This window comes from Streptomyces sp. NPDC012769 (genome assembly GCF_042901205.1).
GTDB lineage: Bacteria > Actinomycetota > Actinomycetes > Streptomycetales > Streptomycetaceae > Streptomyces.
The window spans coordinates 338,461-351,758 of sequence record NZ_JBIBCP010000003.1; the positions used below are offsets into that span (position 1 = coordinate 338,461).

The 13,298-nt window shown below is 73.7% G+C and carries 8 protein-coding genes; 6 read left to right on the forward strand and 2 right to left on the reverse strand.

The window, feature by feature from the left end; genetic code table 11:
• Positions 1-30: 30 nt before the first annotated feature.
• From ACFY7C_RS16775 to ACFY7C_RS16795, 5 genes are all read left to right on the forward strand, one after another.
• The gene (locus tag ACFY7C_RS16775; RefSeq protein ID WP_389650315.1) at positions 31-1,665 is read left to right on the forward strand and encodes an amidohydrolase; all 1,635 of its coding nucleotides are present in this window, start codon (positions 31-33) and stop codon (positions 1,663-1,665) included.
• A gap of 118 nt (positions 1,666-1,783) precedes the next feature.
• Positions 1,784-2,197, forward strand: coding sequence for an SseB family protein (locus ACFY7C_RS16780; protein ID WP_389650318.1), 414 nt, complete (start codon positions 1,784-1,786; stop codon positions 2,195-2,197).
• Entirely contained in the window at positions 2,194-2,850 is a 657-nt protein-coding gene (locus ACFY7C_RS16785) for a hypothetical protein (RefSeq protein WP_389650321.1), read from the forward strand. Before ACFY7C_RS16780 ends, ACFY7C_RS16785 begins: the two co-directional genes overlap by 4 nt.
• A 2-nt stretch (positions 2,851-2,852) precedes the next feature.
• Entirely contained in the window at positions 2,853-7,622 is a 4,770-nt protein-coding gene (locus ACFY7C_RS16790; RefSeq protein WP_389650324.1) for a putative T7SS-secreted protein, read from the forward strand.
• 13 nt (positions 7,623-7,635) lie between these two features.
• Positions 7,636-8,385, forward strand: a complete 750-nt coding sequence (locus ACFY7C_RS16795; protein ID WP_389652685.1) for a hypothetical protein — start codon at positions 7,636-7,638, stop codon at positions 8,383-8,385.
• A gap of 5 nt (positions 8,386-8,390) precedes the next feature.
• Here ACFY7C_RS16795 and abc-f read toward each other — a convergent pair whose 3' ends face one another.
• Positions 8,391-10,022: a ribosomal protection-like ABC-F family protein gene (gene abc-f, locus ACFY7C_RS16800; protein WP_389650327.1), complete on the reverse strand. Its 1,632-nt coding sequence runs from the start codon at positions 10,020-10,022 to the stop codon at positions 8,391-8,393.
• Between the two features lie 250 nt (positions 10,023-10,272).
• Entirely contained in the window at positions 10,273-11,049 is a 777-nt protein-coding gene (locus ACFY7C_RS16805; protein WP_389650330.1) for an SGNH/GDSL hydrolase family protein, read from the reverse strand.
• Between the two features lie 169 nt (positions 11,050-11,218).
• Here ACFY7C_RS16805 and ACFY7C_RS16810 point away from each other — a divergent pair, with 169 nt between their 5' ends.
• The gene (locus ACFY7C_RS16810) at positions 11,219-13,279 is read left to right on the forward strand and encodes a SpoIIE family protein phosphatase (protein WP_389650334.1); all 2,061 of its coding nucleotides are present in this window, start codon (positions 11,219-11,221) and stop codon (positions 13,277-13,279) included.
• The last annotated feature ends 19 nt before the right edge of the window (positions 13,280-13,298 follow it).

Genomic DNA, 13,298 nt, shown 5'->3' on the forward strand with positions numbered 1-13,298 from the left:
CCGGCCCCCTCACCCTCCAGGAGCACGGACATGAGCACGGCCGACCTGGTCTTCACCGGTGGCCCCGTCTTCACCGGCGACCCCGCCCGCACCCGGGCCTCCTCCCTCGCCGTCGTCGGCGAGCGGATCACCGCCGTCGGCCACGACGAGGTCCGCGAGCTGATCGGCCCGCGCACCGAAGTCGTCGACCTGGCGGGCAGGTTGCTCATCCCCGGCTTCCAGGACGCCCACATCCACGCGGTGTTCGGCGGGATGGAGCTCGCCGAGTGCGATCTGAGCGGTACCACCGGCGCCGACGCCTGCCTCCGGCTCGTCGGGGAGTACGCCGCGGCCCACCCCGAGCTTCCGTGGATCACCGGTGGCGGCTGGTCCATGGAGAGCTTCGAGGGCGGCCTGCCCACCCGGCAGCTGCTCGACTCGGTCGTCGCCGACCGGCCCGTCCTCCTGGTCAACCGCGACCACCACGGCTCCTGGGCCAACTCCCTCGCCCTGGAACTCGCCGGCGTCACCGCAGACACCCCGGACCCCGCCGACGGGCGGATCGAGCGCGACGCGGACGGCGTCCCCACCGGTGTCCTCCAGGAGGGCGCCTCCGACCTCGTCTCCCGGCTCGTCCCGCCGAGCACCGCCGCCGACCGCCTCGCCGGACTGCTGCGCGCCCAGACCCTGCTGCACTCCCTGGGCGTGACCGGCTGGCAGGACGCCCTGCTCGGCGCGTTCAGCGGCAGGCCCGACCCGTACGACGCCTACCTCACCGCCGCCCGGGACGGCAGCCTCACCGCACGGGTGACCGGCGCCCTGTGGTGGGACCGGGCCCGCGGCGCCGAACAGATCCCCGAACTGGTCGAGCGACGGGCGGCGTCGCGCCACGGACGGTTCCGCGCCGGATCGGTGAAGATCATGCAGGACGGCATCGCCGAGAACTTCACCGCCGCCATGACCAGCCCCTACCTCGACGGCTGCGGCTGCGCCACCGCCAACACCGGCCTGAGCTTCGTCGACCCCGAAGCGCTGCGCGGCTTTGTCACCGCGCTCGACGCCCTCGACTTCCAGGTGCACTTCCACGCGCTCGGCGACCGGGCGGTGCGGGAGGCCCTGGACGCCGTCGAGGCGGCCGTCGCCGCCAACGGCCGGCGCGGCAACCGCCACCACCTGGCCCACCTCCAGGTGGTGCACCCCGACGACATCGCCCGCTTCGCCCGGCTCGGGGCGCTCGCCAACATCCAACCCCTGTGGGCCGCGCACGAACCCCAGATGGACGAGCTGACCATTCCCTTCCTCGGCCCCGAGCGGGCCGCCTGGCAGTACCCGTTCGGCGACCTCGTACGGGCCGGGGCCACCCTGGTCGCCGGCAGCGACTGGCCGGTCAGCAGCCCCGACCCGCTCGCCGGTCTCCACGTCGCGGTCAACCGCGCCGAGCCCGGTGCCACCGACGGCCGCGTCTTCCTGCCCGAACAGCGCCTGGACCTCACCACCGCCCTCGCCGCCTACACGGCCGGATCCGCCCACGCGGGCGGCCACGACGACGCGGGCAGCCTGCGGGCCGGACACCTCGCCGACCTCGTGGTCCTCGACCGCGACATCCTCACCGCACCGCCGGAGGAGATCGCAGAGGCCCGCGTGGAACAGACCTTCGTCGGCGGCACCCGCGTGTACGGCGCCTGACGGAGCCCACCTCGCCCCGCGAGAAAAGTCACTCGGGAAACCTTCACCAGAACCACGCGCCCGCCATCCGCGTTTTCTTCTACGGTCGATTTCAGCCGACGAGGAGCAGGGAGGGGCCGTGGCGCAGTCGAGGGCGGCGCTCGCCGAGCGCATCGCGGAGCGGAGAAGGGGAGGCGACGATCCCCGCGCACTGGTGGGGGAGATGCGGCGCTCGGTGCTTCTGGTGCCGGTCGCCGACGGAGGCCTCTGGTCGGTGCGCGCGGGCGGGGTGCGGTGGATCTGCGGGTTCACCGACGAGGCCGCGCTCGCGCGGTTCGCGCTGCACCACGGGCGCGGGGACGAGCCGATGGAGTACGCGGCGCTGCTGGGCGCGCGGATCGTCGACGAGATCGTGCCGGCCCTCGGCGAGCCCGCCGGGCTCGCCGTCGACATCGCCACCGAGGACGGGTCGATGTTCTTCCCGCCCGCCGCCGGCATCGTTCCCGACGCGGCGGCCGTGGACACCACCGACCGGACGGGGGAGAGGGCATGAGCGGTGACGGAGCGGACCTCCACCTCGACAAGGCGTCCGTCGCGAAGTTCACCTCGGGCGTCGGCGCGACCATCGACGCGCTCGGCGATCTCGGCGGCGCCACCGGCTCGGTGATGGGCAAGGGCTTCTCGGAGCTGTCGATGACCGGGATGGAGGCCGGACACCACGGTCTCTCGGTCGACTTCGAGGACTTCTGCGAGCGCTGGGAATGGGGCGTGCGCGCTCTCGTACGGGACGCCAGCCAGCTCGCGAACCGGCTGGGCCTCGCGGCCGGCACCCAGTGGGAGCACGACCAGTACATCGCGGGCACCCTCAAGGTGGGCGCGAACTCGATCATGGGCGGGAACCCGCACGCGAGCGAGGAGGACATCGCCAAGCAGGACTGGGGCGAGATCTTCACGCCCGACTACCTGAACCCGGACTGGAGCGCGGAGTCCTTCGACAAGGCCGGCCAGGACATGGCACAGACCTGGAAGGACACCGGACGCACCGTCCTCACGGAGGGCCAGGGCGGGCAGCGCTCGCGCATTCTCAACGAGCTGCTCGGCGTGGACGACGACCAGTGGAACCAGGCACTCGACGACACCTTCGGCCCGTCGCCGGAGGAACGCGTCAAGCAGCAGGATCCGCACGCCGGACACGGGGGTGAGTGACCATGGGCATCGGTGACATCATCAGCGACATCACGCCCGACGCCGTCGAGGACGCCGTCGAGGACGGCGTCGAGTGGGTCGGCAACCGCATCGAGGACGCCGGCAACTGGACGGCGGACCGGCTGGAGGACGTCGGCTGGGAGTCCGGCGCGGACTGGGTGCGCGAGCAGTCCCGGTCCGTCGCCAACCGCCTCGGCGCCGAGGTCGACGAGATGGACCTCGGCCAGACCGAGGACAGGACCAAGCTGATCCACGGCAGCGCCGAGAAGATCAACTCCACCGCCGCGAAGCTCCGCGGCTTCCACATCGCCTTCGACGACACCGGCGACGGCCTCAAGGGCCTCGACTCCGCCCAGCTCAAGGGCGCCACGGCCGAGGCGCTGCGGACGGCCGTGAGCACCCAGCCCCCCAAGTGGTACAAGGCCGCCGACGCCTGCTCCAAGGCGATCGGCGCGCTCGAGCGGTTCGCCGACACCGTCACCTGGGCCCAGGGACAGGCGCAGACCGCGATCGACAAGTGGAAGGAAGGCGTCAAGGCGTCCGAGCAGGCCGCCGACGCCCACAAGAAGAAGGTCGACGACTACAACAGGGCCGTCGAGCGCTACAACGCCCAGCCCGCCGACAAACGCGACCCGTCCACGCTGCCTCCCCGCCCCGGCGACTCCTTCGAGGACCCGGGCAAGAAGCTGATGAAGGAGGCGCAGGACATCCTCGCCGAGGCGCGCAGGCAGCGGAACTCGGCCGCCGAGACCGCGCGTTCGGCCGTCCGCGCCGCCCGTGACATGGCGCCGGAGAAACCCTCGTACGCCGAGCAGCTGCGCGACGGCTACGAGGAGTCGCAGATCATGGGCGACCACGTCGGCGGCGGCATCATCAAGGGCGCCGCCGGCCTCGTGAACTTCGTGCGCTCGGTCAACCCCCTGGACCCGTACAACATCACCCACCCGGCCGAGTACGCCACCTCCCTCAACAGTCTGGCCGCGGGCCTGGTCGTCGCCGTCAACGACCCCGTCGGCACCGGCAGCCAGATGGTCAAGGACTTCATGAAGGACCCGGCCGAGGGCTTCGGCCGGCTGATCCCCGACCTGGCCCTGGCCGCCGCCACCGGAGGCGGCGGCGCGGCCGTCAAGGGCGTCCGCGTCGCGGAGCAGGCCGCCGACGCGGCGCGGCTGCGCAAACTGGTCGACGACAGCCCGGACGGCACGCACAACCGCCCGGACTGCGAGCGCTGCACCGACGGCACCGACCCGGTGGACCTGGCCACCGGCCGGATGTTCCTGTCCCAGACCGATCTGGAGATCCCCGGCATCCTGCCGCTGGTCTTCACCCGCCGCACCGAGTCCGGCGCCGCGACCGGCCGCTTCCTCGGCGCCGCCTGGTCGTCCACCGTCGACGAACGCCTCGAGGTCGACGCCCTCGGGGTCCTGCACGTCACGGCGGACGGACTGCTCGTCCCCCATCCCCACCCGGCCCCCGGGGCGCCTACCCGCCCGGGACCGGGCCGGACCCGCTCGCTCCTGGCCCGCGAGACCGACGGCGACTACACGCTCACCGACCCCGACACCGGAGTGGTGCGCCGCTTCGCGGCCCCGGCCGGAGCCGAACCCGGCGGTGACGGCACCGCCTGGCTGTCCGCCGTCTCCGAGCGAAACGGGCACACGGTCACCGTCGACCGCGCCGAGGACGGCCTGCCGCTGGCCCTCGTCCACTCGGCGGGCCACCGGGTGCGGCTGACCACCGCCGACGGCAGGATCACCGCCCTGTCCCTCGCGGCCGGTGAGGGCGGCGCGGACCTCCCGCTGATGGCGTACGGCTACGAGGACGGCCGGCTGACCACCGTCACCCGGCCCTCGGGAGCCGCGACCGCCTTCCACTACGACGAGCGGCAGCGGGTCATCGCCTGGATCGACTCCAACGGCCGTCGCTACGACTACGTCTACGACGACCGCGACCGCGTGGTCGCCGAGGGCGGCGAGGCCGGCCACGTCCAGATCACCCTCGCGTACACCGAACCGGACGCCGCCACCGGTCACCGGACCACCGTCCTCACCACCGCCGACGGCCGCACCACCCGGCATCTGATCGGCCCGGGCAGCCAGGTCCTGGCCACCACGGACGCGCTCGGCCACACCGTCCGGTTCCGCCACGACCGGGACGGCAACCTGCTGTCCCGCACCGACCCGCTGGGCGCCACCACCGCCTTCACCTACGACGAGGACGGCCGACTGCTCACCGCCGTACGCCCGGACGGATCCGAACTGCGCGTCGCGCGGGGACCGTTCGGGCTGCCCGTCGAGGTCGTGGGCCCCGACGGCGCCCGCACCACGTACACCTACGACGAGCGCGGCAACCGTACGTCGGTCACCGACCCGACCGGGAACACCACCACGTCCGCGTACGACGCGGCGGGCCGCCTCACCTCCGTCACCGACGCCCTGGGCGACACGACCCGGGTGATCTGCGACCCGGCGGGACTGACCGTCGCGGTCACCGACCCGACCGGCGCCACCACCCGGACCGCACGCGACGGACTCGGCCGGCCGGTCCGGGTCACCGACCCGTCGGGCGCGGTCACCGAGCTGGAGTGGAACGCCGACGGGCAGCTCGCCCGGCGCACCGAGCCCGGCGGTGCCACGCGGTCCTGGACGTACGACGGCGAGGGCAACTGCCTCAGCCACACCGACGCATCCGGCGGCATCACCCGCTACGCCTACACCCACTTCGACCTCCCGCTCACCACCACCCGCCCGGACGGCGCCCGCTACGCCTTCGAGCACGACGACGACCTCCGCCTCACCCGGATCACCAATCCTCAGGGCCTGACCTGGAGTTACACCTACGACGCGGTCGGCAACATCGTCGCCGAGACCGACTTCGACGGCCGCACCCTCACCTACCGCGTGGACGCGGCGGGCCGCCTCGCCGCACGGACCGACGCGCTCGGCGGCACCGTCTCGTTCGAGCGGGACGGGCTCGGCCAGGTGGTCCGCAAGACCGTCGACGGCCGGGTGACGACGTACGCCTACGACCGGGCGGGCCGTCTCCTGGAAGCGACCGGACCCGACGGCGAACTCCGCTACCAGTACGACCGCGGCGGACGCGTCAAGGCCGAGATGGTGAACGGCAACCCCGTCGTCTACGCCTACGACGACCTCGGGCGCCGCATCCGCCGCACCACCCCCACCGGCCACGTCACCTCCTACTCCTACGGCGACGACGGACTGCCGGTGCGACTGACCACGGGCGGCCGGCACGTCGACTTCACCCACGACGCGGCCGGCCGCGAACTGGCCCGCGTCTACGGGGAGGCGCTGACCGTGTCCTCGGCCTGGGACGCCTCGGGCCGCCTCGCCGCACAGCACATCGCCGCGGGCACGCGCGCCGTCACCAGCCGCGCCTACGCCTACCGCGCCGACGGCCACCTGGTCTCCGTCACGGACGGCCTGACCGGCCACCGCGCCTTCGACCTCGACCCGCTCGGCCGGATCACCGCCGTCCACGGCCAGGGCTGGACCGAGCGGTACGCCTACGACGACGCCGGCAACCAGACCTCGGCGTCCTGGCCCGCCGGACACCCCGGCAGCGAGGCCACCGGCCCCCGCTCGTACACGGGAACCACCCTCGTCCGGGCCGGCGGCGTCCGCTTCGAGCACGACGCGCTCGGCCGGATCGTGCTCCGCCAGAAGACCCGGCTCTCCCGCAAGCCCGACACCTGGCGCTACACCTGGGACACCGAGAACCGCCTCACCTCCGTCACCACCCCCGACGGGACCCGGTGGACCTACCGCTACGACCCGCTGGGCCGCCGCACCGCCAAGCAACGCCTGGCCGCCGACGGCGAGACGGTCGTCGAGGAGATCCGCTTCACCTGGGACGGCCTCACCCTCTGCGAACAGACCAGCCACCGGCCCGGTCTCCCGCACACGGTCGCCCTCACCTGGGACCACCGGGACGTCGCCCCGCTGGCCCAGACCGAACGCCTCCTGACGGCGGACAGCCGCCAGGAGGAGATCGACCGCCGCTTCTTCGCCATCGCCACCGACCTCGTCGGCACACCGACCGAACTGGTCGACGAGTCAGGCGACATCGTCTGGCGCACCCGGAGCACCCTGTGGGGAACCACCGCCTGGGCCCGGGACAGCAGCGCCTACACCCCGCTGCGTTTCCCCGGCCAGTACTACGACCCCGAGACCGGACTCCACTACAACCACTTCCGCCACTACGACCCCGAGACCGGCCGCTACGCGTCGCCCGACCCCCTCGGACTCGGCCCCGCGCCGAACCCGCTCGGCTACGTCGACAACCCCTACGCGGGGTGCGACCCGCTGGGCCTGGCACCCAAGTGCACCAAGGAGGAGAAGGCCAGGCAGCGAGCGGTCAAGGCAGCCGACGGAGTCATCGACCGGGCCGACGACGGCCGTTTCCGCAAGCACCCCGACTACCACGGCGACACCATGCACGGCTTCAGCGACGAACGGGTCCTGGAGATCCTCAAGAAGCCGGACGCGGTGTACCAGTCGACGGGCGGCGCCGGGAACCTCATCTTCCGGCAGGGCGACGACGTCGTCGTGACCAAGGGCGTCGGCTCGGAGGCCGGTCAGGCCATCACGGCGTACGGACCGTCCGGCGTCCTCGGCGAATCCGGGGCGACGGCCGTCGGCAACGGGGCCAAGGCCACGGACGCCGGCCGGCCGATCACCCACGACGACATCGTGGAGGGCAGGATTCCGGGTAAGAACGGGTTCATGCCCCCGGCGGTGCAGATCAAATGAGGCGGAAGTGACCATGAGAGTGACCATCGGCGGCGACTGGTCCGCGACGGTGACGGCCGAGCCGCTGGCCCTCACCCCCCGGTTCACCGGCAACTCGGTGGACCTCGCCGGGTACGGAAGCCCGGCGGAGCGCGAGCGGTTCCTCGGGGCGACCTTCGGCAGCCAGGCCTGGCTGTGGGACACCCCCGACCTGCTGCGGTTCGACCCGGACAACCGGCGGCTGGTCGGCGCCGAGTTCCAGCTGCCGTACGTGACGGTGAACTCCGACACCGTCGACGACGCCCCGGCCGTCCCCCCGGTGCGGCCGGGCGGGCTGGTCGCGGACGAGGCGCGCGACTTCCGCCTGGAGATGTGCATGGCACTGTGCCGCGAGCCCGGCGACGCGGCGCTGACCTGCCTGCGCGACCTCGATGTGCTCGCCGAGCCGCTGGAGGCCGCGGTCGGCATCGCGCCCGACCTCGCGCTGCTGGTCCAGCGCGGGGCGGTCGTCGGCTGGCGGCTGAACGACCCGGTCCGTCATCTCACCCACGCCTTCGCCGCCCCCGATCCCGCCCCGCCCGCCCCCGCCACCCGCCGTCTGCTCACCACCTGCCTGGACGTGGTCAGCCCGTCCGCGATCGAGGACCTCATGGACGGCGACCCCACCGCCGTCACCCGCCTCCGCGCCGCCGACCAGGCCCTGCGCGCCCAGACCGAGGACCGCCACCGCGCCGACGCGCTGCTGGCGCTCATCGCGAACCTGATGGAGGACTACGGCGGCTGAGGACCTCAGCCGTGGGCCGGCACCGGACGCCCCGCCCGGAGCTCCAGCCGCGCGCCCCCGAAGGACTCGCGGAAACGCTCGTCGTGGGAGACCGCCACCACCGCGCCCGCGAAGCCGGCCAGCGCCGCCTCCAGTTCCTCGACCAGGGACAGGGCCAGATGGTTGGTCGGCTCGTCGAGGACCAGCAGGTCGACCGGGCGGGTCACCAGACGGGCCAGCTCCAGGCGGCGGCGCTGCCCCACCGAGAGCGCCCGCACCGGGACGGCGAGGTCCTCCTCGCGGAACAACCCGAGGGCGAGCAGCTCCTCCGCGTGCTCGTCCGGCGGGCCGGGCCGGCCCTGGGCGTAGGCGGTGAGCAGCGGCACGGGGGCGGCCACGGCGGGCAGCTCCTGCGCCAGGTGCCCGACCCGTGCGGGCAGCCGCACCTCCCCGCTGTCGGGGGCGAGTTCACCGGCGAGCACCCGCAGCAGCGTGGTCTTGCCGGCGCCGTTGGGCCCGGAGACGAGGAGGCGGTCGCCGGGGCCGAGAATCAGTGCGTCCAGGGCCAGCCGGTCGCCGACCGTGACCCCGCTGAGCTCGGCCGCGGCCAGGGCCGGGTCCGCGTCCCCGGCGAACCGGGCCTGGAAGCGCAGGGGTTCCGGCGGCGGCGGTACGGGATGGGCCCGCAGCTCCTCCAGCCGGGTCCGGGCCGCCCTGACCTGGCCGGAGAGCTTGTTCTCGCTGGAGCGCCGGTGCTTGCCGAAGCCCTGCCGCGGATCCCGGCCGGAGGCGGCGAGCCGCTGTCCGGCCCCGGCCACCAGCTCCTCGGTGCGGGCCAGTTCGTCCCGCCACTCCTGGTGCTCCTGCGCCTGCCGGCGGCGGGCCGCTGCCTTGGCCGTACGGTATCCGGCCCAGCCGTCGCCGTAGCGGGCGACGCCGCGGGTGTCCCGGTCGACCTCCAGGATCGTGGTGGCCGTCGCCTCCAGGAACGCCCGGTCGTGGGTGACGGCGACGACGGTGCCGCGATGGGCGCGCAGCCGTTCCCGCAGCCAGCGGACGGCGTCGCGGTCGAGGTGGTTGGTCGGCTCGTCGAGCAGCAGCAGCTCGGCGCCGGAGGCGAGGACGCAGGCCAGCGCCAGCCGGGACTGCTCGCCGCCCGACAGCGTGCCGACGCGGCGGTCGTACGGTACGTGGCCGAGGCCGAGGCCGTGGAGCGCGGCGGCCACTTCGGCGTCGGCACGGTAACCGCCGCGCTCCTCGAAGCGTTCGAGCAGTGCCCCGTAGGCGGCGAGTTCCTCCGGCCCCGCGTCGCCGAGCCGCTCCTCGGCGGCCCGCAACTCACGCTCCGTGGCGCGGAGTTCGGCGAGTGCGGCGTCGACGGTGTCCCGCACGGTGTGCTCGGGGCCGACGGCGAAGGTGTCGCCGAGCGTCTGCGCGAGCCGGGCGACGGAACCGGGGAAGCGGACGGTGAGCTCGCCGGCGTCCGGCGCCTCCGCTCCCGCGATCAGCCGTAGGAGCGTGGACTTGCCGGAGCCGTTCTCCCCGACGACGGCGGCCCGTTCGCCGGGCCGGACGGTGAACGAGACCCGGTCGAGGACCTGGCGGTCTCCGTAGGACTTGGAGACGTGGTGCAGCGTGAGCTGGGCGCGGTCGCGCATGGTGGGAGTCCCTGGGGATGGGTTCGACTGATCCGGGCTGAGCGCCCCTCGGGCGCGGACGGACAACGCGGCCTGCCGCCCGCGCGTGCGCGCGTCAGCGGCTCAAGGCCCTGTCCGGGGCCGGAATCAGAGAAAGAAGTAGTACGAACCCATGCGACCGACTGTAACAAGGCCGGGCCGGTCGCGCCCGCGTGTTTCTCGGCGCGGCCCCGAGTGTGGGCGGACCGAACGGGACTCCCCGTGTGGCCGCTCAGGCGAGGGGGGTCACCGGCAGTAGTTCCGGTCGCTTGGCCGTACGGCCGTCGCCGGACGAGCGGCCGCGCAGGCGGCGGCCCAGCCAGGGGCCGAGGAAGCCGGCCGCCCAGGCCAGTTCGGCGCCGGCCGCGCGCAGGCCGCCGGGCGGTCGTACGGCGGGCGGCGGCAGCGGGCGGGTCCAGGAGTCGTCGCCGCCCGGCAGGCCGAGCGCCTCGGCGAAGGCGGCGGCGATCCGGGCGTGGCCGAGCGGAGCGGAGTGGAGGCGGTCGCGGCTCCACAGCCGGGGATCGGTGACGACCGGGTGGTGGCCTATCTCGACGAGGACGACACCGTGCGCGCGGGCGGCCTCCCGTATGCGCCCGTTGAGGGCGGTGATCCGGGGCGCGACCGGCCGGGCCGCGGGAATCGTCCGGGTGATGTCCGGGAAGGTGAGGGTGGCGACCCGGGCGCCCCGCGCGGTGAGGGCGGCGAACATCGCCTCCAGGTGACCGGCGACCTCGTCGGCGTCGAAGCGGGGACGCAGCAGATCGTTGACCCCGGCGACGACCGTGGCGAGGTCGGGCTCCAGGGCCAGCGCCGGCCCGAGCTGTTCCGCCCGCACCTGCCCGGCCAGCCGTCCTCGTACGGCCAGGTTGGCGTACCGCAGCCCCGGTTCGGACCGGGCGCCGAGCTCGGCGAGCCGATCGGCCCAGCCACGCAGCCCCGCGATGTCGTCGCCGTCCCCGACGCCTTCCGTCTGACTGTCGCCGAGAGCGACGTACCGCAGGTACATGCTCCGCTCCTCACGCACCTCGTCGATTATTCATATTGTTGAGTATAGGGGGCGGGAGTGCGGTCGGGCGATCCGCGCAACGCCTGCTCGAGAGGTCTCGGATAGGGTGATTCGGTAGAGATCGCGGGATTGTGCCCCACCGGGCCCGGCCGATGCGTAGGTCGATGCGTTGGACACTCACCAGTCGCCGAGCAGGGTTCCGCAGCCGCCGCGCGCGGCCGTCGGATACGCGGGCGTGCTCAACGACCTGCTGCCCATCGCGCTGTGGCGCGAGGACGCGCGGGGCCGCGTCGTCGAGTGGTCGCTGGCCGCCCAGGACCTGCTCGGATACCGCCCCGAGGACATTCTCGGGCGGCTCGCCACCCCGCTCCTCGTGCCCGACGCCAACCGCGAGCTCGCCGACCGGCTGACCCGCAAGGTCCAGGCCGGCGAGACCGTCGTCGGAACCCTCCCCGTACGGCATCGCGACGGCCGTCAGGTCGCCATGGAGATGTGGATCGTGCCCGCCGCCGACCCGGACGGCCGGCCCGGCGCCATGCTGATCGCCTTCGAGACCTCCCAGGTCGTCAAGATGCGCGACTCCCTCGCCGCCCTCGAGTCGCTGTTCACCCAGTCGCCCATCGGCCTGGCCACCCTCGGCCCCGACCTGCGGTTCGTCCGCGTCAACAACGCCCTGGCCCGGATGAACGGCGTCCCGCCCGCCGACCACGTCGGCCGCCGCCTCACCGAGGTCGTCCCCGGCGTGAACGCCGACGCGCTCGAAGCCCTGATGCGCCGGGTCCTCGACACCGGCACCGCCGTCGTGGACGCCCGCAGGGCCGGCCGCACCCCGGCCGACCCCGACCACGACCACATCTGGTCCAACTCCTACGCACCGCTCCTGGACCACGGAGGCCGGCCCCTCGGCATCATCGCCTCCCTCATCGACATCACCGAGAGCCAGCAGGCCCACATCGAGGTCGAACGCGCCCGCCACCGCTTCGCCCTGCTCGCCGAGGCCGGGGAACGCATCGGCACCACGCTCGACCTGCGGCAGACCGCGGAGGAGGTCGTCGCCTTCCTCGTCCCCCAGCTGGCCGACTCCGCCGACGTCCAGCTCCTCGAATCCGTCCTCGACCCCGACGAGTCCACCGCCGCCAACCGCGGGATCCTGCGCCGCCTCGCCGCCGGCTTCCCCGACCCGACCGCACCCACCGCCCTCCTCGCCGTCGGCCAGACCTTCCAGATCCCGCTCGACTCCGTCTACGAGTCGGTCATCACCGACGCCCGCGCCATGGACCTGACGGTCGCCGACATACCCGCGCTCCTCAAGGACCCCCGGCTCGAAGCCCTCCGCCGCTACTTCGGCACCCGCATCGGCTCCGCCCGGCTGATCCCCCTGGTCGCCCGCGGCAAGGTGCTCGGCACCGTCTCGGTCACCCGGCTGCGCTCCCGCGAACCCTTCGACGACGAGGACCGGGTGCTCATCGACGAGGTGGCGGCCCGCGCCGCCCTCAACATCGACAACGCGCGCCTCTACACCACCCAGCGGCAGGCCGCCCGCACCCTCCAGCGCAGCCTCACCAACAACGCGCTGCCCGACGTCACCGGCCTGGAGCTCACCGGGCGCTACCTCCCGGCCAGCGACCACGACGTCGGCGGCGACTGGTACGACGTGGTCGCGCTGCCCGGCGGCCGGACCGGCCTCGTCATCGGCGACGTCATGGGCCACGGCATCCACGCCGCCGCCGTCATGGGCCAGCTGCGCACCGCCGTGCGCACGCTCGCCCGCCATGACATCCCGCCCGCGCGCATGCTGCGCTCGCTGGACGCCGTCGTCGCCGACCTGGGCGAGGACGAGATGGCGACCTGTGTGTACGCCGTCCACGACCCGGCCACCGCCGTCCTCACCATCGCCCGAGCCGGGCACCCCCCGCCCGCCGTGGTCACCCCGGACGGTGCCGTCACCTTCCTCGACGGCCCGCCCGGCACCCCGCTGGGCACCGGCGCCCACGAGTTCGGCACCGAGGAGATCGCCCTGCCCGCGGGCGGACTGCTCGTCCTCTACACCGACGGCCTCATCGAGGCCCGCGACCGGGACCTCGACCAGGGCATGGCACGGCTCGCCCGGTCGCTGCGGGACATGGACCGACCGCTGGACGAGCTGTGTGACGAGATTCTGGCGGGGCTCCCCGAGGGACCGGCACAGGACGACGTCGCCATGCTGCTCGCCCGTACGAAGCCGGACTGAGCTCGGGCGTCACGGGGGC

Excerpts from the sequence above, each read along its gene's own strand:
- ACFY7C_RS16790 (WP_389650324.1), top strand. The coding sequence starts at position 2,853 with ATGGGCATCGGTGACATCATCAGCGACATCACGCCCGACGCCGTCGAG.
- ACFY7C_RS16795 (WP_389652685.1), top strand. The coding sequence starts at position 7,636 with ATGAGAGTGACCATCGGCGGCGACTGGTCCGCGACGGTGACGGCCGAG.
- abc-f (WP_389650327.1), bottom strand. The coding sequence starts at position 10,022 with ATGCGCGACCGCGCCCAGCTCACGCTGCACCACGTCTCCAAGTCCTAC.
- ACFY7C_RS16775 (WP_389650315.1), top strand. The coding sequence starts at position 31 with ATGAGCACGGCCGACCTGGTCTTCACCGGTGGCCCCGTCTTCACCGGC.
- ACFY7C_RS16785 (WP_389650321.1), top strand. The coding sequence starts at position 2,194 with ATGAGCGGTGACGGAGCGGACCTCCACCTCGACAAGGCGTCCGTCGCG.
- ACFY7C_RS16805 (WP_389650330.1), bottom strand. The coding sequence starts at position 11,049 with ATGTACCTGCGGTACGTCGCTCTCGGCGACAGTCAGACGGAAGGCGTC.